Genomic DNA, 22,091 nt, shown 5'->3' with positions numbered 1-22,091 from the left:
CGGGTCTTCCCCGTGGGAGCGAATTCATTCGCGATCAGGCCCGACGCACGGGCCTTCGCGGTTGAAACCGCTCCCACAAAAGCGACCTGCCTAGCCCGGCTGTTTCGTCAAGATAAGGGGGGCAGACCACGCGGGGTTGACGAACCGGCGAGATGTAGACCGGCAGACCTGAGGGTCTCCCCGCGCAGTCCGCCATTGAGCTTATGTGGAGGTTTGCAGGCACAAAAGGCATACGCCGCCTTCCACATGTGCCAGTGGGCACGATGCGCCATCTCTTCGGGCCGTCAACGCCCGGTCGCGGGATTGACCGCGACCGCCGGAGGATAGGGAGGGGGTACTGAGCGAACAATCGGCCCGCCTCGGGCATTGTCCTTTCCCGCTGTGGGAAAACGCCTCAAGTCGGCCCGTATCGCCGAGCCGCCGCTGCACACCATTCCGTAGGGTGGGCTTCAGCCCACGCGGTGCCTGTGTTGGTGGGCTGAAGCGGAGCGCCGCCCGGCCCACCCTACGACGGAGCGCCATTGCTGCCGGTTGCACCGGTGTAGGGGCGAATTCATTCGCCCGTTTTTGGGCAGGGGCCGCTTCGCCGCGGTTGGCGACTGAAGTCGCCCCTACAGGGCCCCGTGATCGACGGCATCAACCTGACATCGCCGCCGGCCCTTGCCCTCGGCGCTCCGCCCCCTGAAGCTATCCACCCCGTAACCGACAACATGTCCCCGATGATCGAGTCCCCCTGGCAAGGCGCCCTCTGGCTGGCCCGCGACTTCTGCCTGATCGACGGCGCCAATGGCGACACCCGTCCCCATGCCCATTACGCCCATCAGGTCCTCCTCGCCCGCGAGGCCCAGGTTCATCTGCGTGTGGAGGGCGAGTCGGTGAGCGGCCAGGCGGTGCTGGTGGAATCCATGCGCGAGCACGCGCTGGCCCTGCCTGGCCAGGCACTGCTGGCCGTCTATGCCGAACCCCTGGCCTTCGCTCCGCAGGCATTGCTGGCGCTGGTGGCCGAGGCCGGTACGGATCTGCAGGCCCTGGCCGAACGCCTGCTCGCCGCGCCGCGCCCGACGCTGGACGCCCGCCTGCAACGGGCCCTGGACGAGGTGGACGAACTGCTGGCCGACAAGGTCTGCGCCCAGGCCCTGGCCAGCCGCGCCTGCCTGTCCCTGAGCCAGCTGGAGCGGCTGTTCGGCGAGCAGGTGGGCCTGTCGGTCCGCCGCCTGGTGCTCTGGCGCCGGCTGCGCCTCGCCGTGCGCCTGGCGCTGGAAGGCCAATCCCTCACCCTGGCCGCCCATGGCGCCGGCTTCGCCGACGCCGCGCACTTCTCCCGCACCATGCGCGCCACCTTCGGCATCCGCGCCGACCGCAACCTCGGCAACCTGCAACTGCGCCTGCTGGGCGACTGAAGTCGCCCAGCAGGGCACGGCGCAATCGTAGGGTGGGCTTCAGCCCACGCGGTGCTGTGTTGGTGGGCTGAAGCGGAACGCCGCCCGGCCCACCCTACGGCGGAGCCGCATTGCTGCCGGTTGCATCGGTGTAGGGGCGAATTCATTCGCCCGCTTTTGGGCATGAGGGCCGCTGCGCTGCCCTTGGCGACTGAAGTCGCCCCTACAGGGGAACGGCGCAATCGTAGGGTGGGATTTCATGCGGTGTGATCATGGGGCTCGCGGGGTTCACCCGCTTTACGATGCGTCTGCGCTGTCCGTTACCGGTTGTCCACAGGCGGCCTCCAGGCCTGTCCGGTGGATGAGACGCTCCGAAGCCTCCGAGCCTGGGACGAAGCGTCTGGGGGCGCGAACCATCACCACCAACGCCGCCAGGTCATGGCAACCCAGCTCGCGAAGAGGGCGTTCGAAGTAGTGCAAGGCGGCCGCTTCCAGCCCCGTTCCCGCAGGTGAGAGGGCCTGTGCACTCCACAGGGCCGCCATGGCCTCGTGGTCGTAACTGATATTCAGCGACAGTTGCCATGCGATGCCATCCAGATGGCGCCACAGACTGGAGCGGTAGAGATCGTCCTTGGCCGTGATGAAACGTGCGACCAGCCCGGTGATCCTTGCGTCCGGCCCATCCAACCAATGAACAGGGGTGGGACGTGCGGGATTGCCCTGGACGTTTGCCCATACGAGGCCCCTCAGCATCCGCAGGTGCGGCGCCGGCCCCTGGTAAGGCACCAGGCTCGCATCCAGCTCCGACTTGACCGGCAGGAAACGGGTGACCACGAAGACCAGGTAGGCGCCCACCGGTATGAGCAGTAGCACGAGCAGCAGCCGGAAGAGCCAGCGTGCGCAGGCCCTGGCAATCGAGGCGGGTGTGTAGGTTCGTGTTTGCATCGTTCATCCCTGTGTACGAATGCGCATCCTAAGGGAGGTCGCCCCTACAGGGCACGGCGGAGCGCTATTGCTGCCGGCTGCAGCGGTGTAGGGGCGAATTCATTCGCCCGCTTTTGGGGTATTGGGGCCGCTGCGCGGCCCTTGGCGACTGAAGTCGCCCCTACAGCCCCTACAGGCTCCTGTGTGGAGTTCGGCGGTCTATGAACGCATCAATTCCTGCGGCACTTCCGGGCTGGGGTGTTGGGCTGGGCTTTTGCGGAAGGGTTCGGCCAGTTGCGCGAGGTAGGCGTCGGGGTAGTCGGGGCGGCTGCCGATGCCCAGGTCGTCGCCGTGCATGCGGTAGTCGCTGTGGAAGGCGGTGCCGAGCAGGCGGTCCCAGATGCTGAGGAACAGGGCGAAGTTCACGTCGCCCGCGCGGCCGTACTTCATGTGGTGGAAGCGGTGCACCGGCGCCCAGGCGAACAGGTGGCGCAGGGCGCCGATGCGCATGTCGACATTGCTGTGCTGGAGCAGCAGCTGCAGGGTGATGGCCAGGGCGAGGAGGGCGGCGACCTGTTCGGGCATGCCCAGGAGCAACAGCGGCAGGGTGCCGGCCAGGGCCTCGCAGCCCAGGTGCAGCGGGTGCTTCATCAGGCCGTTGAAGCCATACATGCGTTTCACGCTGTGGTGCACGGCGTGCAGGCGCCAGAGGAAACCCACCCGATGGCTGGCGTAGTGCATGAGGGTGATGCCCGGGTCCGCGACGATGATGGCGGCCAGCAGTTGCAGCGCCAGCGGCCAGTGATGGGGCCAGAGCCCGGCGTCGGGGAGTAGCGCCGCACTCAGGGGGATCACCAGGATGCCGAGGCAGTTGAGCGCTTCGTTGACCACGGCGTGCAAGGCATCGCGCAGGCGGTCGTGGTGGCTGCGGTTCCATGCCCGTTCATAGGGCATCGAGGCTTCCGCGATGAAGGAGGCGGCAACGGCGACCGGCACCAGTGCCAGCAGCCAGGGTAGCGGCAGGCGCTCGCTCATCCACAGGGCCAGGGCGAGGAAGCCGAAGAGAAAACCGGGGGCGTAGAGGCGGGCGAACACTGATCGCATGGTGGAAGCTCCTGAATATCGAGCCTCCAGCTTGGCGGCGAGCGGCCACCGGGCGCTTGAACAAACGGCGCAAGCTGCCCGCGCGTTCTTTCGCGCAGCATAAAAAAAGCCCGCTGGGGCAGCGGGCTCGGTGCAGGACGGGCATGCCTGCAATGAGGGGTGTTCGGGTCATTCCTCGGCGGGGACGGCGTCCAGTTCGGCGAGGGCGTCGGGTTGGTTCTTGAAGGCGCGGGCGAAGATGTCGCGGTTGCGCGCCATATAGATGCCCAGGTCCTCGACCTGCTGTTCACTCAGCGAAGGCACGGCCTTGTGCAGGACAGTGGCTAGGGACTCGGCCAGTTCGAGCATCTTGTCGTAACGGTCGGCTTCGGCTTTATCCATGAACAAGCGCTCCGGGTCGCGGCTGCTGCGGTACACCACTTCGACGGCCATTCATCACCTCTCACCTTTGAAATCGGTCTGTAAGATACTGGATGTGCGTACAGTATATGGGTCGGATTTCTCCGTCAACAGATGTCATTCATAGGCCATGCCAGCCACAACGTCCTGCTGCTCGTCGGCCCCTGCGACAACCTGTCCCGTGGCGTCCGGTCGCACCCGCGCATCTCATTGGGCCGGGACAGCTGGCCTTCATCCTGCAAGGTCGGATCGTCATCCCGGTGATGCACCATCGCCACCCAAGACGTACCGAGGAGCTGGATCGTGAAAATCAAATGGGCTGAAGAGCTGCGCGGCAACGTGCACGGGCTGGCCGAGTCGCTGGGCAACCTGCTGGTGGAGAGCTTCCACTACCTGGCGCTGTTCGCCATCGGCGGGATCACCGCCTGGGCGGCGGTGGTGGCGTTCCTGGGGATGGTGGAGAAGGGGCACATCACGGTGGATGACATCCTGCTGTTGTTCATCTACCTGGAGCTGGGGGCGATGGTGGGGATCTACTTCAAGACCAACCACATGCCGGTGCGCTTTCTGATCTACGTGGCGATCACCGCGCTGACGCGCCTCTTGATCTCCGACGTTTCGCACCATAACCGCCCCGACGAGAGCATCGTGTATGTCTGCGGTGCGATCCTGCTGCTGGCGTTGTCGATCCTGGTGGTGCGTTTCGCCTCGTCGCGATTCCCCTCGGAGGCCAGTGACAGCGTGAACCCGAGGCGGCGCCTGCAGGTGGCGCGCGGTGGCGAAGAGGAAGCCTGAGCACGAGCGCCCGTGAGGGCGCTCAGATACCGACGGCGAGGGGGCCGGTGACTCGGCCGGGCTGGCGCTCGACCAGCGTGGGGAGGGCCTTGCCTCCCGTCATCGCGCTGAGCATTTCCCCGACGTTGTGCCCTTTTTCGATGGCGATGCCAAAACGGATGCTTTCGATCACCCGCTCCAGGCGCTTCGGATCGTTGCGCTGCGCGGGGCTGATCATGCGCCGCGCGACCACGCCGGTCTCATCGGCCAGGGTGAGCATGATGTTGCCGTCCAGGCGCTCCAGGCTGAGGTTGACCCGGTAATCGGCCTGGAAGGCGTCGGTCAGAATCTGAAAGGGGTTGTACATGGCGAGCTACCTGAGTTGTTGACGCATGGAGCGATTGACTGAGGCTGGCTCTGCAAAGTTCGATCCCATTGGACGAACGGAAAGCCGGTTTCACGACGCCTGTCGCAAACGGCCAAATCCGGGTCGTTCGGTCAGGACTCTGATGAGGGGGTAGCCCGGGCTTCAGCCCGGGTACGGTGCCAGGCGGCTCAGAACTCGACGCTGTAGCTCAGGCTGTAGGTGCGGCCACGGCCGTGGTAGTCGAACAGGTCGGCGGTGGCGTTGGTGCCGTAGAACACCTGGGCGCGCTGGCCCCAGACGGTGGTGTAGTCCTTGTCCAGCAGGTTCTGGATGCCGAAGTTCAGCGTGCCCACCGGCAGCGCCTGGCTGCCCAGCAGGTCGAAGGTGGTGTAGCCGTCGATCCTGTGGTCGTTGCCGTCGAAGGTGCCGCTGGCCAGGACGTTGCCGTCGTCGCTGAGGTTGAAGCTGCGCACGGCCTGCAGGCGCAGGCTGGTCTCGCCGTCCTGCCAGCCGGCGAAGGCGGTGAGCTTGGACGGGCTGGCGGCGGTGACGTCCTGCTTCTGCCAGCGCTGGGCGATCTTCTGCTGGGAGCGGATGGCCAGGGCGCTGGTGCCGATCTGCCAGTTGTCGTCCAGCCAGTAGGTGGCCTGGCCCTCGAGGCCGTAGTTGCGCTTCTTGTTGTCCAGCTGCTCCACCAGCAGGGTGGTGCGGTTGTAGGTGATGCTCTTGTCCGACCAGGCGTAGAAGGCCGCCAGCTGGGCGTCCAGGCCGTCGGCGTAGTGGCGCCAGCCGAGCTCCACCTGCTTGGTCTTGATGCCGTCCAGGGCCGAGTCCTCGACGTTGACGTGGCGGCCCAGGGTCCAGTGGTTGCCCACCAGGGTGTAGCTGCCCTGGCCGTAGTACTTGGCCGGGTCGGGCAACTCGAAGCCCTCGGAGTAGTTGGCCCAGAGCTGCTGTGCCTTGCTCAGCTTGTAGACGGCGCCGACGTTGTAGAGGTCCACCTGGTAGTCCTTCGAGCCGCCGGGCACTGCGTCGGCGCTGGTGCCGTTGCCCTTGCTGATCTGGATCTGCTGGGCGGCGGCGACGAAGGAGCCGACGTCGTTGCCGATGCGCTGGTGGCGCACCCCGGCGGACAGGGTCAGGTCGTCGGTGGCCTTCCAGCTGGCCTGAGCGAACAGCGACTTGCTGTCGGTGTCGATGCCCGGGTAGCGGCCGACGCGGGCGTACTCGTCGGCCACCAGCCCGCCGGTGTTGGCGGCGGTATCGAGGTTGAACAGGGCCTGGTCGGAGTCGAAGCTCTCCCACTCGAAGTCGGCGCCGTAGGTCAGGCTGACGCGGTCCCATTCCTTGACCAGCACGGACTTGAGGCCGAAGAAGTCGGTGTCCTGCTGCGAGGCGGAATAGTAGGAGCGGTTGGCGTCGATGGCACCGCTGGCGAAGGTGATGGAAGGGTAGGGCTGGAAGGCCATTTCCTCGCTGCGGTAGTAGGCCTGCAGGTAGAAGTCGTGGCCGAGCACTTCCGGCACGTGCCAGGTGGCGTTGAACTGCTGGCGCTCGGTGTGCGGTTCGCGGTCGAAGCTGGCGCCGCCTTCCACCTCGAAGGGCGTCTGGCCGCGCAGGCCCTGGAAGTTGCGCCCCAGGTTCACGCCCTTCTCGCCGTCGTAGCCGGAGTCGTACCACTGCATGCCCAGGTTCAGGGTCTGGCCATTGTCGAAGGCGAAGTCCAGGCTGCCCATCACGTCCACCGCCTGGTTGTACTGCAGGTCGGTCTGGGTGATGTCGAGCATCACCTGGTCGCCGTTGCCGTCGTAGGCGGCGCCGTTCTTCTGGTAGGCCACCGAGACGCGGCCCTTGACCTGCTCGCTGCCGCCGCTGACCGACTGGGCCATGCGCCAGTCGTGGTCCTGGTGGGTCTCGAAGCCGCTGCGCACGCCGATTTCGCTGGTGAAGCGCGCCTCGCCCGCCTCGGCGCGCTTGGTGACGATGTTGATGATGCCGCCGGTGGCGCCGCCGCCGTACACGGCACTGGCGCCGGAGAGCACTTCGATGCGCTCGATGTTGAACGGGTCGATGGAGTCGAACTGGCGGCTGATGCCCCGGGAGCTGTTCAGCGACACGCCGTCGATCATCACCAGGGCGCTGCGGCCGCGCATGTTCTGGCCGTAGTTGGTGCGGCCCTGGGGACCGATGTCCATGCCGGGGATCAATTGGCCGAGGGCTTCCTTGAAAGGCACGCCGGCCTTGGTCTGCTCCTGCAGCTGCTGGCTGTCGATTACCCACACGGTGCCCGGCAGCTCGCTGATGCTCACCGGCGCGCGGGAGCCGATCACCACCTGGCGGTCGATCTCCAGCGTCGCGCCGTCGGAGGCGGTGTGCAGGCTGAAGCCGCCTTCGGCGGACTCGGCGCGCAGGCCGCTGCCGGCGAGCAGGTGGTCGAGGCCCTCGGCCACGGCGAACTCGCCCTTCAGGCCCTGGGTGCTGCGGCCCTGGGTCAGCTCCGGGCTGAAGGCCAGCAGCACGCCGGCTTCGCGGCCGAAGCGGTTGAGCGCGGGCTCCAGGGCGCCGGCCGGGATGTCGAAGGCCTGGCGCTGGTCGGCACCGATCACCGCATCCTGGGCGCCGGCGACGGTGGGCAGCCCTGCGGCGGCCAGGCTCAGGCCCAGCAGCAGCGGTTGCAGGGCGCGGGCCAGGGGCGTGCGGGTGAAGCGGCGGAGGGTCGGGTCGGCGTTCATGGCGGCACTCGTCGAGAGAGGGAAAGGGGGTTCTGCCTTCCCTGTCACGCGAGGCCGGGAAAAAGGTTCAGGTCGGTGGAGATTTTTTTCACAGGGCCGGTGCGCGGCTCAGGAGGCGGCCCTGGGGTGCACGCTGATCCAGTAGCGGGTGACGCTGCGCACCTCCACCGGCAGGGTGCGCGGCAGCAGGGCGAGGATGCTGTCGGTGTGGTCCAGCGGGTAGGTGCCGGAGAGGCGCAGGTCGGCGATGGCCGGGTCGCAGCCGATGCGCCCGTGGCGGTAGCGGCCGAGTTCGGCGAGGAAGTCGCCCAGGCGCATGGAACTGGCCACCAGCATGCCGTTGATCCAGGCCACGCTGTTCTCGTCCACCGCCTGGGCCGCCCCGCTGCCACGGGCGTCCAGGTCCAGGCGCTGGCCGGGGTGCAACGCCAGGCGCTGGCCATGGCTGAACACCTGGGCATCGCCGGCGAACAGGCTGACCTGGCTGCGGCTGTCCTGCAGGCGCACGGCGAGGCGACCGCCGTTGAGCAGGACCAGACCCTGGGGCGTTTCCACCCGCAGCGGGCGTGCCTCGTCCACCGCGTCCACCAGCATCTCGCCCTGGCGCAGGTGCAGCAGGCGCTGGCGGGCGTCGAAGCGGATGTCCAGCGCGCTGTCGGTGTTCAGCGACAGGGTCGAGCCATCGTCCAGGGTCAGGTGGCGGCGCTCGCCCACGGCGGTGCTCTGGTCGGCGCGTAGCGCCAGCATCGGGGCGCTGTCCCGCATCGCCAGGGCGCCACCACCGGCGATCACCAGCAGGGTGAGCAGCTTCAGGGCCTCGCGCCGGCCGCGTGAGGCCGGGGCATCCAGGGCGGCGAGGGCGGTGGGCGTGTTCAACCCGCGCAGGCCCCGGTTGACCGACTCGATGCGCTGCCAGGCGCGTTCGTGCTCCGGGTCGGCGGCGCGCCAGCGTTGCCAGTCGTCCTGGCGCTGGCGCGAGGGCGTGCCGTCCTGCAGCTCCACCAGCCACTGCACCGCCTGGGCGGCGACGGCGGGGGCGATGCGTGGCTCGCCGCTCTTGCGCAGGGCCATCAGAGGCACTCCGCGAAGTAGCAGCGCTCGGCGGCCTTGGCCATGTAGCGCTTGACGCTGGAGAGGGAGAGGCCGAGCTGCTCGGCGATCTCGGCGTAGGTGCAGCCGTCCACCTGGGCCAGCAGGAAGACCTGCTTGGCCTGGGGCGGCAGGCCGTCGAGCAGGCGGTCCAGCTCCACCAGGGTCTCCAGGATGATGGCGCGGGCCTCCTCGCTGGGGGCCTCGTCCTCCGGCAGCGCGGCGAGGGCCAGCAGGTAGGCGCGCTCGATGTCCTGGCGACGGTAGTGGTTGGCCAGCACGCGCTTGGCGAGGGTCGTGAGGAAGGCCCGGGGTTCGAGGATGCGGTGCGCCTCGCGCCCCAGCAGCACCTTGAGGAAGGTGTCCTGGGCCAAGTCGGCGGCACTCTGCGGGCAGCCGAGCTTGCGTTGCAGCCAGTGCCGGAGCCAGCCGCTGTGGTCGCTGTAGAGCTTGTGCAACGCCTGCTCGGGGGCGGCCTGGCTGCTGGTCAAGGAGGGCTCCGGAAGGGGGATTCGGGAATGGATCAAATAGGAATGCTTCGCATTCTATTTGTGCCGTGGCCGTTGCGCAATCGGCGGGTGGAACCCGGGAAGCGAGGCGCGGGTCAATCGATCACAACAACTCGATCCAGGAGAACCACCATGCTCAGTCCCGCCACCCATCGCCGACTCGCCGCCGTGCTGGTCGCCAGCCAACTCACCTTCTTCGCCCAGGTGCCGCTGGCCCAGGCCGCCATGATCGGCACGCCCCAGGCGTTGCAGGAACAGCAGCAACAGGTCGACCGCGCGCAGCTGCGCGGCATGCTCGACAACCAGGACGTGCAGAAGAAGCTGCAGGAATACGGCGTGCCCCGCGAGCAGGTGGAGGCGCGCATCAACAGCCTCACCCCGGCCGAGCTGGCGCAGTTCAACCAGCAGCTGCAGCAGGAGCCCGCCGGCGCCGGCGTGGTCGGCATCATCGTGCTGTTCCTGGTGATCTTCATCATCACCGACATGCTCTGCGCCACGGACATCTTCAGCTTCATCAAGTGCATCCGTTGATGCGCGTGCTGCGGCCGGGGCTCCTCGCCCTGGCCGTACTGCTCACCGGTTGCGCCAGCGGCCCGCTGCTGCCCCCGCAGAGCGAGCGGCTGCCCGAGCGCATCGAGCTGGCGGACGTGCCCTTCTACCCGCAGGAGGACTACCAGTGCGGCCCGGCGGCGCTGGCCACGGTGCTGGTGCACCGCGGCGTGGCGACCTCGCCGGAGGCGCTGGTGCCCAAGGTCTACCTGCCCGAGCGGCGCGGCAGCCTCAAGCTGGAACTGGTGGCCGCAGCGCGGCAGAGCGGCATGCTGGTCTACCCGCTGCAACACAGCCTGGATGCCCTGCTGGCCCAGGTGGCGGCGGGCAACCCGGTGCTGGTGATGCAGAACCTCGGCCTCGACTGGTACCCGCAATGGCACTTCGCGGTGGTGGTCGGCTACGACCGCGCCAAGGACGAGCTGGTGCTGCGCTCGGCCACCACACGGCGCTGGGTCACCGACCTGCGCAGTTTCGATCGCACCTGGGCGCGCGCCGAGCGCTGGGCCGTGGTGACCCTGCCCCCCGAGCAACTGCCGGCCGAGCCGCGCCTGGAGGCCTGGATGCAGGGCGCCAGCGACCTGGAACAGACCGGCCAGCGCGAGCGTGCCGAACGGGCCTATCTCACGGCTTCCGGGCACTGGTACCGCGAGCCCTTGCCGTTGTTCGCCCTGGCCAACGCGCGCTACACCGAGGGCGACCGCGAGGGCGCGGAGAAGGCCCTGCGCCAGAGCATCACCCGCAAGCCGGACTACGCCCTGGGCTGGTTCAACCTCTCCGAGCTGCTGGCCGAACGCGGCTGCCCGGGCCAGGCCGAGCAGGCCCGCGCCTGCGCCCGCCAACTGGCTCCCGACGATGCGCGCATGGCCGCGCCGCTGGGTGCCGGAGCCAAGGCCGGCGGCCGTTGCGAAGCCGTGCCGGCATGCGGGGGGCAATGATCTCGTTGTAGGGGCGAATTCATTCGCCCGGCGGCGTCCCTTCATCGCTCAGTGGATGGGGCGTCTTCTTCGATGCGCGCGCCGTATTACGTGGCACCCGTAGGATGGGTAGAGCCCCGCGAAACCCATCACCTCGGTGTCACAAGGAGGCTCATCACTCACCCCATCGCTGCCCGGTATTCACCGGGCGTACCACCGACCGCGCTGCGGAAGCGGTTGCTGAAGTGGCTGGCGCTGGCGAAGCCGCAGGCGAGGGCGACGTCGCCCAGGGGCAGGGCGGTGCGGGCCAGCAGGTGGCGGGCGTGGGCCAGGCGGCGGGCGAGGACGTACTGGTGCGGCGGCAGGCCGAAGCTTTCGCGGAACATCCGCGCGAAGTGGTATTCCGAGAGCGCCGAGAAGGCCGCCAGTTCGCCCAGGCTCAGCGGCTCGGCCAGGTGTTCGTCGATGTAGTCCATCAGCCGCTTGCGCACGGCCGGGGCGAGGCCGCCCTTGAGCTGCGGGCCCTGGCGCAGGCCGACCTGGGTGAGCAGGGTGTGGCCGAGCATCTCGTGGGCGAGGCTGCTGGTGAGCATGCGCTCGCCGGGTTCGTTCCAGTCCAGGCGGATCAGGCGGTGGAAGCGTGCGGCCTGCTCGGCGTCGTCGAGGAAGGTCGCTTCGCGCATCTCCAGCTCGCGCGGTTCGCGGTCCAGCAGGGTCACGGCGGCGTGGGCGAATTGCGCCGGGGCGATGTACAGGTGCGCCAGGCGGATCTCGCCGTTGATCACCCAGGAGGACTCGTGCCCGGCAGGGAGGATGCACAGCTTGTCGGGGGCGCCCTTGGTGTCCGGGCGCTCGCGGCGGAAGGTGCCGGTGCCGCCGGCCAGGTAGCACGACAGCGTGTGCAGGCGGGTGCCCTGGTAGTCGCGGGCGTCGTGGTGGTTGCTCCACAGCGCCGCGCCCATGCCATCGCCCAGTTCGGCGGCATGCTCAAGACGGGCATGGGGCGAGCTGGCGAGTGACTGGAAGACCTGGTTCTGCAGGAGTGAGGACATGCTCGGGGCAACCGCGGGGCTTGGGTGTTCATGCTAGCGCGGGCGCCCGCGCGACGCAGCGGGGCGGCGCAGATAAGCGCAAGTTTTTGCAAGCGCGCCGACGGGCTGCGCGGGAGACTGGCCACACGACGCACCGCCCGGATGACCGCCATGAATCTCTCGCTGTACCTGCTCACCGTCCTGATCTGGGGCACCACCTGGATCGCCATCAAGCTGCAGATGGGCGAGGTGGCGATCCCCGTGTCCATCGCCTACCGCTTCGCCCTGGCCGCCGTGGTGCTGTTCGCCATCCTGTTGCTCAGCCGCCGCCTGCAGAAGCTCGACGGCCGCGCGCAGGCGATCTGCCTGGCCCAGGGTCTGTGCCTGTTCTGCGTCAACTTCATGTGCTTCTACACCGCCAGCCAGTGGATCCCCAGCGGGCTGATCGCCGTGGTGTTCTCCACCGCCACCCTGTGGAACGCCCTGAATGCGCGGGTGTTCTTCGGCCAGCGCATCGCCGCCAACGTGCTGGCCGGCGGCGGGCTCGGCCTGGCCGGGCTGGCGCTGCTGTTCTGGCCCGAACTGGCCGGCCACCAGGCCAGCCGCGAAACCTGGCTGGGCCTCGGCCTGGCGCTGCTGGGCACGCTGTGCTTCTCCGCCGGCAACATGCTCTCCAGCCTGCAGCAGAAGGCCGGCTACCGGCCGCTGACCACCAATGCCTGGGGCATGTTCTACGGCGCCTCGCTGCTGGCCCTGGGGTGCCTGGCCAGCGGCACGCCCTTCGCCATGGAGTGGAACACGCGCTACGTCGGCTCGCTGCTGTACCTGGCGATCCCCGGCTCGGTGATCGGCTTCACCGCCTACCTGACCCTGGTGGGGCGCATGGGGCCGGAGCGCGCGGCCTACTGCACGGTGCTGTTCCCGGTGGTGGCGCTGAACATCTCGGCCTTCGCCGAAGGCTATGCCTGGACCGCCCCGGCGCTGCTCGGCCTGGTACTGGTGATGGCCGGCAACCTGCTGGTGTTCCGCAAGCCGAAGACGCCGGTGGCCGCCGCGCCCCTGGGGAGCCGCGCATGAGCCAGCGCGTGGTCCGCAGTCGCGCGTTCACCGCCGAGCGTGCCTGGGGCGCGCTGGACATCGCCAACCTCGACGGCACCACGGTGCGCCTGCACTGGACCGACCAGCCGTACATCTGGCACGTCAACGACGGCAGCGAAGTCTTCGTGGTGCTCGATGGCGAGGTGGAGATGCGCTACCGCGAGGGCGGCGAGGAACACGCGGTGCTGCTGGGCGTGGGCGACCTGTTCCATGCAGGGCCCGGTTGCGAGCACGTGGCGCACCCCCGCGGGGTGGCGCGCATCCTGGCGGTGGAGCGCGAAGGCAGCGTCTAGCTCGCTTCGTCGGCCTTCTTCGCCCCGCGCATGTTCATCGCTGCCAGGCACAGTTGCAGCACGATCAGCGCCCAGGCCTGGGCATGCAGGCCCCAGGTTATCCACAGCGCGTTGCTGGCCAGGAACACCCAGAAACCCAGGTGGCGTCGTGTCGGCTGCTTCGAGCCGATCAGCCAGGCGGCGGCCACGGTGACCAGCATGGCCGGCCATTGCAGCAGGTCGAGATAGTCCATCGGATCCCCCCTAGTTCTCTTTTTAGTGAGGCGGGGAGGGCGACGGTTCCAACGTTTTTCAGGTCTCCAGGGGCTGGCTGAAGAACAGTGCGACTTCCTCGGGCGCGGTCTCGCGCGGGTCATAGAGCGCGGTGTTCAGGCCGCTGAAGGCGAAGCCGGATTTCAGGTAGAAGCCGATGGCGGGGTGGTTGCTGCTCTGGGTCTCCAGCCACAGGCAGCGCGCGCCGCTGCTGCGGGCGAACGCCGTGGCCTGGTCCAGCAACCGCCGGCCCAGTCCCCGGCCCTTGCAGGCCGGCGCGACGAACAGCGCGCTCAACTCGGCGCTGCGGTTCCACTCGTCCAGTCGCACGCAGGCGAACCCGGCCAGGCTGCCGTCCGTAGCTTCGGCGGCGACGGTGAAGTCCGCGTCCTCCACATCCTCGGCGAACCCCCCGGCGTCGTAGCGCTTGCGAAAGGGCTGGGCGCGGCGTTCCTCGACCAGCGCAAAGGCCAGGTCCTGCCGCTCCACGCGGTAGATGACAGAGGTGTCGTAGCCGGCCTCGAAGGCACTCAGGGCTTTGGCATCGCGGGGCAGTTCGAGGGGGCGCAGGTGCATGGTGTCCGTTCCTTTGGTGAGAGGGAGGATTCTAGTGGGGTCGGCTCACCAGCGGTGCTTGACCAGGCATCGCATGGTGGATGCAAAGAGCGGCACCCACCCTACGCAACGGTGAAGCCCGTGGAGGGATGGACGTAGGTTGGCGCCGAGCGCAGCGAGGCCCAACGGGCGGGGGCGGGATCGCTGCGTTCGGCTTCGTGCCTCAGCGGAGCGCCGCCCGGGCCAACCTACGGGGCGTGCCTTGGAGGAGAGCTCAGTCCAGCAGGCAGGCGAGCAGGTCGGGCGGCACCTGGGGGGCTTCGCGCAGGAACAGCTCATGGATCAGCGCGTAGCGCTGGCCTTTCGGGGTGGCGCCGACGTAATAGCTCGCCACCGAGTAGCCTTGGCCGGCGGGCTCGAGGAGGAAGCTCATGGGACCAAGGCGCTCGTATTCGGCCTCCACCAGCAGCCAGCCATTACGGTGGGCCAGCCTGTTCAGGCGCTTCATCGCGACCTTCTGCTGGCCATCCTCGGCGAGGCGTTGCTCGATGGCTGCGAATGCCTGGGTGTAGGCGCTCGGTGACTCACGGCGAGGGCAGGTGGGGTCGGGCGGCGGTGGCGGTGCCTTCTCGGCGATGACCCACTTGGGCTCGTGGCTCCGTCCCTTGCGTGGCTCCGTGCTGATCAGGCCCATGTAGAGCGTCGAGGCGTCGTCACCGAGGGTCACGATCTCCTGGCGGCTGGCCAGCAGCGTGCCGTCGTGGGCCTTGCAGTCGACGCGGACGGTGTACAGGTCGGAGCCGAATGGCGACACCATCATGCCGTCGTAAAAGGTGGCCTCATGGATCTCTGACGAGGATGACTTCCCCGTCGAGTTTCGAATGAAGGACTCGCATGTGGAGCGCGCGAACAACCGGGGTTCGATGGTGCCTTCCACTGTGACAATGGCATCGCACCCCGCGAGCATCGCGGCCACCAGCGCCAGCGCCGTCAGTCTTCCCTGCATTTTGCCGCTCCTTGTCCACCGACGGGCTTGCCGGCAGGTCGCGTTTATAGCCTGAGGCCGTGATGCTCGGGAAGAGCCCGTTGGTGGATGCGAAGAGCGGCATCCACCCTACACACCGGTGAGGACCGAGCGGAGAGGTGGGCGTAGATTGGCGCCGAGCGCAGCGAGGCCCAACGGCGCGGGGTCAGCGGCGGGGGGGGAGGGTGAGCCAGGCGAGGACGGGGTAGCAGAGGTAGTGCAGGAAGAACAGGAAGACGGCCATGGGGCTGGGTTGGTCCTGCAGGGTCATCATGCCGAGCAGGCCGAGGTAGAGGACGCCGAGCAGGGCGCCGTAGCCGAGGAGGATGCGCCAGGCCTCGTCGCGGCTGGGCGCGCGGCGCTGGATGAGGCGGAAGGCCCCGGCGAGCAGCAGGGCGACGGCGCCGGCGATGATCAGGGTGGCGAGCAGGCCGCCGACCTTGACCAGGCTGCGCAGGGCGAGGTTGAGCGCCATCGCCAGCACGACGCCGCCGATGGCGTAGCGCATCGGGAAGGCGGGGCGCGGGTCGTTCACGGGCGCTCCAGGGCGACGTCGAGGCCGAAGCGCTTCTTCAGCACCGACTCCAGCAGGCCCTTGGGCAGCAGCGCGGCGAGCAGCGGCAGGGCACGGCTGCCGTTGCCCAGGCGCAGCAGGCGTGGACGCGGGTGGCGCTGGGCGGCGGCGAGCAGGTCGCGGGCGAATTCGGTGGCGGGGGTGGGGTTGTCCTGGGAGGCCTTGGCACGGGCGCGGATGCCGTCGCGGATCGGCCACCAGGGCGAGCCTTCGGCGATCACGGCCTCGGCCTCGCGGCTGGCGTTGGCGCCGAAGCTGGAGGCGATGGCGCCGGGTTGCACTTCCATCACGTCGATGCCGAAGGGGGCGAGTTCCAGGCGCAGGGCGTCGGAGAGGGCGTGCACGGCGGCCTTGGAGGCGCAGTAGGCGCCGGCGAAGGGGGTGACCAGCACGCCGGAGACGCTGCCGATGTTGACCACCAGGCCGCGACTGGCGCGCAGCACGGGGAAGCAGGCGCGGGTCAGGCCGATCAGGGAGAAGACATTGGTCTCGAACTGCCGGCGCAGGGCGTCGGTGCCGCCGTCGAGCAGCGGGCCCATGGCGCCGTAGCCGGCGTTGTTGACCAGCACGTCGAGGCGGCCGATCTCCCGTTGCAGGCGCTCGCCCAGCTGCGCCACCGCGGCCTCGTCGTTGACGTCCAGCTGCACGCCGGTGAAGCCGGCGACGTTCAGGGCGTCGACGTCATTGGCCTTGCGCGCGCAGGCCCAGACGCTGTAGCCGGCCTGCTTGAAGGCATCGGCCAGGGCGCGGCCGATGCCACTGGAGCAGCCGGTGATGAGGGCGACGGGTTGGCTCATTGCTGGGTTCCTTGTTGGTCTTGTTGTGATGGAGGCGGGACGGCGGTTCGCGTATCAGTCGGCGAATCTGCCATGTAATCGCTCGGCGCGGAACTCCAGGGTTTGCGGGCGGTAGCCGCTGCGCAGCGGCGGCACGGGCAGGCAGTGGCTCCAGTCGGCGCCGGCCTGCAGGCGCGGCGGGCCGAGGGAGCGTTCGGCATCGAAGGCCGACTGGGTGAGGTTGATGGCGTCGCCCGGGCGGTAGGCCTGGATCACCCAGGCGAGGTCCAGCAGGGTGGTGCTGCTGCCGTTGTGCACGCGGATCTGCAGCGGGCGGTCGGCGGGGCACGCGTCGGGGGCGTAGGCGACGCGGACGTCGAGCAGGGCCAGCTGGCGGTCCACCACGCGCTCTTCCCAGAGCACCCAGGCGGCGACCAGGCCGATGCCGAGCACGGCGACCAGCGAGATGGGCAGGGCCTTGGCGGGTTGGCGGATGACCAGGATCAGCCAGGTCAGGGTGAGGATCGCACCGATCAGCATGGGGACGCCCGTGGGGATTGGAGGGGCTCAATGCTAGCGCATTACGCCGGGGCGATGCGGTTGGGTGGAGGCGCCGGGCGCGGGGGCCCGGCGGGGCCCCCTTGGGTTGGCGCACGCCATTCCCCCCGCTGGCACAGGGGGAATGGGCCTCCCGATGGGGGAAGGAGGCTCAGCGTGCTGTCACATGGCTCACGGTGACGGAGTCGCTGCGGCCGTAGACGTCTTCCAGGCGCTCGATGTCGTCCTCGCCCAGGTAGCTGCCGGACTGCACCTCGATGATCTCCAGGGGGATCTTGCCGGGGTTGGTCAGGCGGTGCACCGAGGTCATGGGGATGTAGGTCGACTGATTCTCGGTGAGCAGGAAGGTCTTGTCGTCACAGGTCACCTCGGCGGTGCCGGATACCACGATCCAGTGCTCGGCGCGGTGGTGGTGCATCTGCAGCGAGAGCTGCGCGCCGGGCTTGACGGTGATGTGCTTGACCTGGAAGCGGCCGCCCATGTCCACCGAGTCGTACGAGCCCCAGGGGCGGTACACGGCGCAGTGGTTCTGGGTCTCGCTGCGACCCTGGGCGTCCAGTTCGTTGACCAGCTTCTTGACGTCCTGCACGCTGTCGCGGTGGGAGATCATCATGGCGTCCTTGGTCTCGACCACGACTATGTCGTCCAGGCCGATCACCGACACCAGCTTGCCGTTGCCGTGTACCAGGCAGTTGCGGCTGTCGTGCACCACCACGTCGCCCTTGGTGACGTTGCCGTCCTTGTCCTTTTCGTGCACTTCCCAGATCGAGCTCCAGCTGCCGACGTCGTTCCAGCCGGCGGAGAGCGGTACCACGCAGGCGCGCTGGGTCTTTTCCATCACCGCGTAGTCGATGGAGTTGTCCGGGCAGCAGGCGAAGGTGGCGGCGTCGATGGTCACCGTGGTGCCGTCGCGCTGGCTGCGCTCCAGGGCGAGCAGGCAGGTGTCGTAGATGTCCACGTCGTGGTGCTTGAGCTCGTCGAGGAAGCGGCTGGCGCGGAACAGGAACATGCCGCTGTTCCAGAAGTAGTCGCCGGAATCCACGTACTGCTGGGCACGCTCGGCATCGGGCTTCTCGACGAACTGGGCGACGCGGCTGATGCCGTCCGGCAGGCTGCCGGCCGAATCCTTGCCACGGATGTAGCCGTAGCCGGTCTCGGGGCGCAGGGCGGGCACGCCGAACAGCACCATCTCGCCCTTCTCGGCGGCGATGGTGGCCAGGGCCAGGGCCTGCTGGAAGGCGCGCTGGTCTTCCAGCACGTGGTCGGCCGGCATCACCAGCATCAGCTCGTCGCGGCCTTCGGCCAGCAGCTGCATGGCGGCGATGGCGACGGCGGGCGCGGTGTTGCGGCCGAAGGGTTCGAGCAGCATGGCCTGCGGGGTGACGTTGATGGCGTCCAGCTGCTCCTGGACGATGAAGCGGTGATCCTTGTTGGCCACCAGCACCGGGGCCTGCATGCCGTCGAAGTTCAGGCGTTCCAGGGTCTGCTGGAACAGGGTGTGGTCACCGGTCAGGGCCAGGAACTGCTTGGGGTATTGCTTGCGCGAAAGGGGCCAGAGTCGGGAGCCGCTACCGCCAGAGAGGATCACAGGAATCATGGGTGTATCTCCTAGAATCGTTCATCGGTTGTGGATAGGTTGCTCATCACATCGATCACTGATTTCTGTCTTGTAGTCCCACTGTCTCGTGCGGCGGGTACGAAGCGTTCGCCCGGGGCGCGAGCCCCGGGCCGGGTACATCAGGATTCGGCCGGGCGCTTGACCCAGACCGGGGAGAGCTTGCCGCCGCTGCCGGTGATGTAGAGGCAGACGACTTCGCCGCGCTGCAGCGAGACGGGCTTGAGGTCACTGACCTTGCGGGTGCCGTCGAACAGGGCGAGGTTGACCTTCACCGGGTTGATCTCGCGCTCGCCACGGCCCTGGGCGGCCACGTCCTCGACCACGGCGGTCTTGCCGTCGGCGGTCTTCAGGGTGAGCTTGGCGTCGGAGAGGTTCTGCACCCGCAGCAGCGCCTTCTGCTTGTTCTTGAAGGGCGGCTCTTCCACCAGCTTGGGTTCGGCACCCGGCTGGTTGACCAGGGTGTAGTAGCGGTCGGCTTCCAGTTTCACCGGCAGGTTGGTGGCGCCGACCTGGGCGCTGTAGTTGCCTGCGGGCAGGAACTTGAAGTCGCTGGAGCCGAGCGGGGCGACATCGTTCAGCGCGGTGTTGCCGACGTTGACGCTGAGTTCGCTGCTGCCGGCGTTGTAGGCGCGGACGAAGGCCGATCCCTTGGGTGCCTGGGGCCCGTAGAGCCCGCCTTCGTCGGCCTGTGCATGCACGGCGGCGAGGCCCAGGGCGATGGCGCAGGCGTACGACGTCCAGTTACGTTTCTTCTGTCGGTTCATGGTGTTCCTCCATCTTTCTTTCTTGAAATGGCCCGGTGGGGCCACAGTCGTCGAGGGCTCGCGGGGCGGGCCCTCACTGCCGGGTTTCAGTTGGCGGCGGTGGCCGCGAGGCGCTCGCCGGGGTTGCCGCCCTTGCGCAGCTCGGCGATCCACTGCGGGTCGAACTCGCTGAGGTCGTTGGGCATGGGCAGGTAGCGCTCGGGGAATTCCCAGATCACCAGTTGCGGAGCGGCGTTCTTCAGCTCGTCGCTCTTGAGGTACTTGAGCATCGGCAGGATCGGGCCGTGGCCGTCCTCGGCGTGGTTGACCAGGTCGCGTTGCAGCGACTGGCGCAGCGCACCGGCGAAGTTCCAGTTCTGGTTGGCGCTGTAGCTGGTGCCCACCAGCACCACCGGGACGGTGCTGTCGGCGAACAGGGAGTCGCCGCTGGCCTCACCTTCGACCGCGGCCCGGGTCTCGCGTTTCTGCAATTTGTCGGGGGCCGGCATCAGGTTCTCGAACATCGGGTCCAGGGGCAGGAAGCGGGTCAGGTCGCCCTTGTAGTCCTCGTTCTTCACCGCCTCGGTGACGTACTCCTGGGCGTCGCCCGAGAGCGGCGCCGCACTGCGCACGGTCTCGCCCAGGGCGTTGGCCACCACCTCGGCGCCCAGGGGCGTCCAGTGGGTGTCGGTGCGCAGGAAGACCTGGCCGTCGCTCTTGGCCTGCTCCAGGGTGCCGAGCAGGTCCGGGGCGATGATCCCGGCCTTGCGCGCGGCACCGCGGAACTGGGCGTAGAGGTCCTGGCGCAGGGCGGTGGGGCGGGCATCGCCGGTGTACTCGGGGTACAGGCGCGACTTGGACGGCACGATCGCCAGCACCAGGGTCACGCCCCGGTTGGCCAGCTCGTCGCGCACGCCCTGGATCATTGCCAGGTTCTCCTGCAGGTGGCGGTTGCCGTCGGCGACGGGGTCGAACTCCTCGTCGGAGAACAGCCAGCCGTCCTTGCCGATGACCACGCCCTGGCGGCCTTCGCCGAACAGGCCGAAGTCCACCAGCGCCCAGAGGTTGGTGCCGATCTGCTTGATCGGGAATTGGTCGTCGTAGTGCTTCTCGAAGGCATGGGCCAGCTTGCCGTTGAGCACGGTGGTCTCCTTGGCGACGCTGAAGCCGACGATGCCGCGCAGGGACCACAGGCTCAGGGCCAGCAGCATGCCGGCGAAGACGACGATGTAGAGGGTGTTGGCAGTTCTGCTCATGGTCGCGCTCCTCAGAACTGGAAGTAGAGGAAGGGGGAGAAGCTCTGCGCCGAGAGCTTCAGGATCGAGGCGGCGAACAGCACCAGCAGGGCGATGCGGGTCGCCAGCATCGGCAGCTGGGTCATCCAGGCCTGCTGCCAGACCAGGCCGCCGCTCGGCGAGTAGGCGATGGCCGCCGGGTCATTGGCGCCGCCCTGCTGGGTGCGCGGCTGGGCGGTGGCCGGGCCGTTGGCGTCGATGTGTTCCTCGGCACGGGCCTTGGGCGCACCGGCCAGGGGCTTGGTGTAGAACTGGCGGATGCCGAAGATGGCCAGCACCACGTAGGCCAGCACCAGGGTGGCGATCTGCAGGCTGGTCAGCTGGGCGCGGTTGAGCTCGGAGAGGCCCAGTTCGCCGAAGCTGAACATGGCGGCGTACATGCGCCAGGCGACGTCGAGGTTCTCGGCGCGGAAGATCACCCAGCCGATCACCACCAGGAGGAAGGTGAAGGCCCAGCGCAGCGGGTTGAGCACGCGCGGCGCGGCGTCGACGCCCAGGGCGCGTTCGATCGCCAGCCACATGCCGTGCCAGGCGCCCCAGATGATGTAGGTGAAGTTGGCGCCGTGCCACAGGCCGCCCAGCAACATGGTGAGGAACAGGTTGCGGTAGGTCTGGAAGGTGGTGCCGCGGTTGCCGCCCAGGCTGATGTACAGGTAGTCGCGCAGCCAGGTGGAGAGGCTGATGTGCCAGCGCCGCCAGAACTCGGTGATGGACTGGCTGATGTAGGGCTGGTTGAAGTTCTCCATGAAGCGGAAGCCCATCATCAGGCCGAGGCCGATGGCCATGTCGCTGTAGCCGGAGAAGTCGAAGTACAGCTGCGCGGTGTAGGCCAGCGCGCCGAGCCAGGCATCCCCCGTGGTCGGGTCGGAGAGGGCGAAGCAGTGGTCGGCGATGGGCGCGATGCTGTCGGCGATGAAGACCTTCTTGATGAAGCCCTGCATGAACCGGGTGCAGCCCTCGGCGAACTTGTCGACGGTGTGGGTGCGGTGGTTGAACTGGTCGACCAGGTCGCGGAAGCGCAGCACGGGGCCGGCGATCAGGTGCGGGAAGATCGCCACGAAGGCCGCGAAGTCGATCAGGTTGTGGGTCGCCGGGGTGTCGCCACGGTACACATCGATGATGTAGCTGATGGACTCGAAGATGTAGAACGAGATACCGATCGGCAGCAGGATGTGGGTGAGGACGAAGGGCTCCATGCCGAACGAGGTGACGATTGCGTTGAGGCTGTCGACACCGAAGTTGGCGTACTTGAAGTAGCCCAGCACGCACAGGTCGACCACCACGCCGAGGATCAGCCATTTCTGCGCCGTCTTCGTGCGGACCCCGGCGGCGCCTATGCGCAGGCCGATCCAGTAGTTGAACACCGTGACCGCCGCGAACAGCGCGAGGAAGTCGATCCGCCACCAGGCGTAGAACACGTAGCTGGCGACGAGCAGCAGCAGGTTTCGATAGCGCGTCCCGACCAGGTAGTACAAGCCGAGGAAGATCGGCAGGAACAGGAACAGGAACACGTTTGAAGAAAAGACCATCC

General features: G+C 68.0%; 24 protein-coding genes. 6 read left to right on the top strand and 18 right to left on the bottom strand.

Translation table 11 applies throughout. The features are described 5' to 3' along the window. Nucleotides 1-719 precede the first annotated feature (719 nt). Complete coding sequence (locus WFQ67_RS14380) at nt 720-1,400, top strand: AraC family transcriptional regulator (RefSeq protein ID WP_337057367.1); 681 nt, start codon at nt 720-722, stop codon at nt 1,398-1,400. Between the two features lie 276 nt (nt 1,401-1,676). Here WFQ67_RS14380 and WFQ67_RS14375 read toward each other — a convergent pair whose 3' ends face one another. The 3 genes from WFQ67_RS14375 to WFQ67_RS14365 all read right to left on the bottom strand — a co-directional run bounded on the left by WFQ67_RS14375 (nt 1,677) and on the right by WFQ67_RS14365 (nt 3,839). Continuing rightward, nucleotides 1,677-2,324, bottom strand: coding sequence for a transglycosylase domain-containing protein (locus WFQ67_RS14375; protein WP_213626182.1), 648 nt, complete (start codon nt 2,322-2,324; stop codon nt 1,677-1,679). Between the two features lie 198 nt (nt 2,325-2,522). Then, complete coding sequence (locus WFQ67_RS14370; protein WP_337057264.1) at nt 2,523-3,407, bottom strand: sterol desaturase family protein; 885 nt, start codon at nt 3,405-3,407, stop codon at nt 2,523-2,525. 168 nt (nt 3,408-3,575) lie between these two features. Next, nucleotides 3,576-3,839 carry a YebG family protein gene (locus tag WFQ67_RS14365; protein ID WP_111260065.1) on the bottom strand — a complete coding sequence of 88 codons (264 nt, stop codon included), beginning with the start codon at nt 3,837-3,839 and terminating at the stop codon, nt 3,576-3,578. A gap of 270 nt (nt 3,840-4,109) precedes the next feature. Here WFQ67_RS14365 and WFQ67_RS14360 point away from each other — a divergent pair, with 270 nt between their 5' ends. Further along, on the top strand, nt 4,110-4,601 hold the full coding sequence (locus WFQ67_RS14360; RefSeq protein WP_173172735.1) for a phosphate-starvation-inducible protein PsiE: 492 nt from the start codon (nt 4,110-4,112) through the stop codon (nt 4,599-4,601). Nucleotides 4,602-4,623: 22 nt separating this feature from the next. Here WFQ67_RS14360 and WFQ67_RS14355 read toward each other — a convergent pair whose 3' ends face one another. The 4 genes from WFQ67_RS14355 to WFQ67_RS14340 form a co-directional block, all read right to left on the bottom strand. Next, nucleotides 4,624-4,947, bottom strand: a complete 324-nt coding sequence (locus WFQ67_RS14355) for a DUF3509 domain-containing protein (protein ID WP_111260067.1) — start codon at nt 4,945-4,947, stop codon at nt 4,624-4,626. A 188-nt stretch (nt 4,948-5,135) separates the two neighbouring features. Beyond that, entirely contained in the window at nt 5,136-7,679 is a 2,544-nt protein-coding gene (locus WFQ67_RS14350) for a TonB-dependent receptor (RefSeq protein WP_244862937.1), read from the bottom strand. A gap of 108 nt (nt 7,680-7,787) precedes the next feature. After that, on the bottom strand, nt 7,788-8,750 hold the full coding sequence (locus WFQ67_RS14345; protein WP_213626179.1) for a FecR domain-containing protein: 963 nt from the start codon (nt 8,748-8,750) through the stop codon (nt 7,788-7,790). Continuing rightward, the gene (locus WFQ67_RS14340) at nt 8,750-9,259 is read right to left on the bottom strand and encodes a sigma-70 family RNA polymerase sigma factor (RefSeq protein WP_213626178.1); all 510 of its coding nucleotides are present in this window, start codon (nt 9,257-9,259) and stop codon (nt 8,750-8,752) included. Before WFQ67_RS14340 ends, WFQ67_RS14345 begins: the two co-directional genes overlap by 1 nt. Before the next feature lie 150 nt (nt 9,260-9,409). On the opposite strand from WFQ67_RS14340, the gene WFQ67_RS14335 reads away from it, so the two are divergent. Both WFQ67_RS14335 and WFQ67_RS14330 read left to right on the top strand, forming a co-directional pair. Beyond that, the gene (locus WFQ67_RS14335; RefSeq protein ID WP_173172743.1) at nt 9,410-9,808 is read left to right on the top strand and encodes a PA2779 family protein; all 399 of its coding nucleotides are present in this window, start codon (nt 9,410-9,412) and stop codon (nt 9,806-9,808) included. Next, on the top strand, nt 9,808-10,764 hold the full coding sequence (locus WFQ67_RS14330) for a PA2778 family cysteine peptidase (RefSeq protein ID WP_337057262.1): 957 nt from the start codon (nt 9,808-9,810) through the stop codon (nt 10,762-10,764). The genes WFQ67_RS14335 and WFQ67_RS14330 overlap by 1 nt, the downstream gene beginning before the upstream one ends. A 158-nt stretch (nt 10,765-10,922) precedes the next feature. Here the strand turns inward: WFQ67_RS14330 and WFQ67_RS14325 are convergent, their stop codons facing one another. After that, nucleotides 10,923-11,795, bottom strand: a complete 873-nt coding sequence (locus WFQ67_RS14325; protein ID WP_173172747.1) for a helix-turn-helix domain-containing protein — start codon at nt 11,793-11,795, stop codon at nt 10,923-10,925. A gap of 150 nt (nt 11,796-11,945) precedes the next feature. Between WFQ67_RS14325 and WFQ67_RS14320 the strand changes: the two genes are divergently transcribed. After that, nucleotides 11,946-12,851 (top strand): DMT family transporter, encoded by a 906-nt coding sequence (locus WFQ67_RS14320; RefSeq protein ID WP_337057261.1) that lies wholly within the window; start codon nt 11,946-11,948, stop codon nt 12,849-12,851. After that, nucleotides 12,848-13,165, top strand: coding sequence for a cupin (locus tag WFQ67_RS14315; protein WP_213626176.1), 318 nt, complete (start codon nt 12,848-12,850; stop codon nt 13,163-13,165). Before WFQ67_RS14320 ends, WFQ67_RS14315 begins: the two co-directional genes overlap by 4 nt. On the opposite strand, the gene WFQ67_RS14310 is transcribed toward WFQ67_RS14315, so the two are convergent. The 10 genes from WFQ67_RS14310 to WFQ67_RS14265 all read right to left on the bottom strand — a co-directional run bounded on the left by WFQ67_RS14310 (nt 13,162) and on the right by WFQ67_RS14265 (nt 22,089). Beyond that, the gene (locus tag WFQ67_RS14310) at nt 13,162-13,398 is read right to left on the bottom strand and encodes a hypothetical protein (protein WP_213626175.1); all 237 of its coding nucleotides are present in this window, start codon (nt 13,396-13,398) and stop codon (nt 13,162-13,164) included. The two genes, WFQ67_RS14315 and WFQ67_RS14310, sit on opposite strands and share 4 nt — an antisense overlap. Before the next feature lie 58 nt (nt 13,399-13,456). Continuing rightward, nucleotides 13,457-13,993: a GNAT family N-acetyltransferase gene (locus WFQ67_RS14305; protein WP_337057260.1), complete on the bottom strand. Its 537-nt coding sequence runs from the start codon at nt 13,991-13,993 to the stop codon at nt 13,457-13,459. A 253-nt stretch (nt 13,994-14,246) separates the two neighbouring features. Further along, the gene (locus WFQ67_RS14300; protein ID WP_337057259.1) at nt 14,247-14,789 is read right to left on the bottom strand and encodes a hypothetical protein; all 543 of its coding nucleotides are present in this window, start codon (nt 14,787-14,789) and stop codon (nt 14,247-14,249) included. A gap of 373 nt (nt 14,790-15,162) precedes the next feature. After that, on the bottom strand, nt 15,163-15,504 hold the full coding sequence (locus tag WFQ67_RS14295) for a hypothetical protein (protein WP_337057366.1): 342 nt from the start codon (nt 15,502-15,504) through the stop codon (nt 15,163-15,165). Nucleotides 15,505-15,527: 23 nt separating this feature from the next. Continuing rightward, nucleotides 15,528-16,367 carry an SDR family oxidoreductase gene (locus tag WFQ67_RS14290; RefSeq protein WP_213626172.1) on the bottom strand — a complete coding sequence of 280 codons (840 nt, stop codon included), beginning with the start codon at nt 16,365-16,367 and terminating at the stop codon, nt 15,528-15,530. Nucleotides 16,368-16,421: 54 nt separating this feature from the next. Beyond that, nucleotides 16,422-16,886 (bottom strand): multidrug transporter, encoded by a 465-nt coding sequence (locus WFQ67_RS14285; RefSeq protein ID WP_173172757.1) that lies wholly within the window; start codon nt 16,884-16,886, stop codon nt 16,422-16,424. Nucleotides 16,887-17,055: 169 nt separating this feature from the next. After that, nucleotides 17,056-18,501, bottom strand: coding sequence for a mannose-1-phosphate guanylyltransferase/mannose-6-phosphate isomerase (locus WFQ67_RS14280; protein ID WP_213626171.1), 1,446 nt, complete (start codon nt 18,499-18,501; stop codon nt 17,056-17,058). Between the two features lie 140 nt (nt 18,502-18,641). After that, nucleotides 18,642-19,286 carry an alginate O-acetyltransferase AlgF gene (locus WFQ67_RS14275; RefSeq protein WP_173172761.1) on the bottom strand — a complete coding sequence of 215 codons (645 nt, stop codon included), beginning with the start codon at nt 19,284-19,286 and terminating at the stop codon, nt 18,642-18,644. An 86-nt stretch (nt 19,287-19,372) separates the two neighbouring features. Continuing rightward, on the bottom strand, nt 19,373-20,521 hold the full coding sequence (locus WFQ67_RS14270; RefSeq protein WP_213626170.1) for an alginate O-acetyltransferase: 1,149 nt from the start codon (nt 20,519-20,521) through the stop codon (nt 19,373-19,375). An 11-nt stretch (nt 20,522-20,532) separates the two neighbouring features. Continuing rightward, a complete protein-coding gene (locus WFQ67_RS14265) occupies nt 20,533-22,089 on the bottom strand; it encodes an MBOAT family O-acyltransferase (protein WP_173172765.1) in 1,557 nt (518 codons plus the stop codon). Nucleotides 22,090-22,091 lie beyond the last annotated feature (2 nt).

It is taken from the genome of Pseudomonas sp. USHLN015 (genome assembly GCF_037153275.1).
GTDB lineage: Bacteria > Pseudomonadota > Gammaproteobacteria > Pseudomonadales > Pseudomonadaceae > Metapseudomonas > Metapseudomonas tohonis.
Note: the sequence above shows the minus strand (reverse complement) of the source record. Positions and strands in the feature narration are given on the sequence as shown.

Bases quoted from the DNA above. Each gene is read 5' to 3' on its own strand.
- WFQ67_RS14265 (WP_173172765.1), bottom strand. From the start codon at position 22,089: ATGGTCTTTTCTTCAAACGTGTTCCTGTTCCTGTTCCTGCCGATCTTC.
- WFQ67_RS14330 (WP_337057262.1), top strand. From the start codon at position 9,808: ATGCGCGTGCTGCGGCCGGGGCTCCTCGCCCTGGCCGTACTGCTCACC.
- WFQ67_RS14350 (WP_244862937.1), bottom strand. From the start codon at position 7,679: ATGAACGCCGACCCGACCCTCCGCCGCTTCACCCGCACGCCCCTGGCC.
- WFQ67_RS14375 (WP_213626182.1), bottom strand. From the start codon at position 2,324: ATGCAAACACGAACCTACACACCCGCCTCGATTGCCAGGGCCTGCGCA.
- WFQ67_RS14380 (WP_337057367.1), top strand. From the start codon at position 720: ATGATCGAGTCCCCCTGGCAAGGCGCCCTCTGGCTGGCCCGCGACTTC.
- WFQ67_RS14310 (WP_213626175.1), bottom strand. From the start codon at position 13,398: ATGGACTATCTCGACCTGCTGCAATGGCCGGCCATGCTGGTCACCGTG.
- WFQ67_RS14270 (WP_213626170.1), bottom strand. From the start codon at position 20,521: ATGAGCAGAACTGCCAACACCCTCTACATCGTCGTCTTCGCCGGCATG.
- WFQ67_RS14280 (WP_213626171.1), bottom strand. From the start codon at position 18,501: ATGATTCCTGTGATCCTCTCTGGCGGTAGCGGCTCCCGACTCTGGCCC.
- WFQ67_RS14295 (WP_337057366.1), bottom strand. From the start codon at position 15,504: ATGCGCTACGCCATCGGCGGCGTCGTGCTGGCGATGGCGCTCAACCTC.
- WFQ67_RS14320 (WP_337057261.1), top strand. From the start codon at position 11,946: ATGAATCTCTCGCTGTACCTGCTCACCGTCCTGATCTGGGGCACCACC.
- WFQ67_RS14305 (WP_337057260.1), bottom strand. From the start codon at position 13,993: ATGCACCTGCGCCCCCTCGAACTGCCCCGCGATGCCAAAGCCCTGAGT.
- WFQ67_RS14325 (WP_173172747.1), bottom strand. From the start codon at position 11,795: ATGTCCTCACTCCTGCAGAACCAGGTCTTCCAGTCACTCGCCAGCTCG.
- WFQ67_RS14335 (WP_173172743.1), top strand. From the start codon at position 9,410: ATGCTCAGTCCCGCCACCCATCGCCGACTCGCCGCCGTGCTGGTCGCC.
- WFQ67_RS14315 (WP_213626176.1), top strand. From the start codon at position 12,848: ATGAGCCAGCGCGTGGTCCGCAGTCGCGCGTTCACCGCCGAGCGTGCC.
- WFQ67_RS14345 (WP_213626179.1), bottom strand. From the start codon at position 8,750: ATGGCCCTGCGCAAGAGCGGCGAGCCACGCATCGCCCCCGCCGTCGCC.
- WFQ67_RS14355 (WP_111260067.1), bottom strand. From the start codon at position 4,947: ATGTACAACCCCTTTCAGATTCTGACCGACGCCTTCCAGGCCGATTAC.
- WFQ67_RS14370 (WP_337057264.1), bottom strand. From the start codon at position 3,407: ATGCGATCAGTGTTCGCCCGCCTCTACGCCCCCGGTTTTCTCTTCGGC.
- WFQ67_RS14275 (WP_173172761.1), bottom strand. From the start codon at position 19,286: ATGAACCGACAGAAGAAACGTAACTGGACGTCGTACGCCTGCGCCATC.
- WFQ67_RS14300 (WP_337057259.1), bottom strand. From the start codon at position 14,789: ATGGTGTCGCCATTCGGCTCCGACCTGTACACCGTCCGCGTCGACTGC.
- WFQ67_RS14365 (WP_111260065.1), bottom strand. From the start codon at position 3,839: ATGGCCGTCGAAGTGGTGTACCGCAGCAGCCGCGACCCGGAGCGCTTG.
- WFQ67_RS14285 (WP_173172757.1), bottom strand. From the start codon at position 16,886: ATGCTGATCGGTGCGATCCTCACCCTGACCTGGCTGATCCTGGTCATC.
- WFQ67_RS14290 (WP_213626172.1), bottom strand. From the start codon at position 16,367: ATGAGCCAACCCGTCGCCCTCATCACCGGCTGCTCCAGTGGCATCGGC.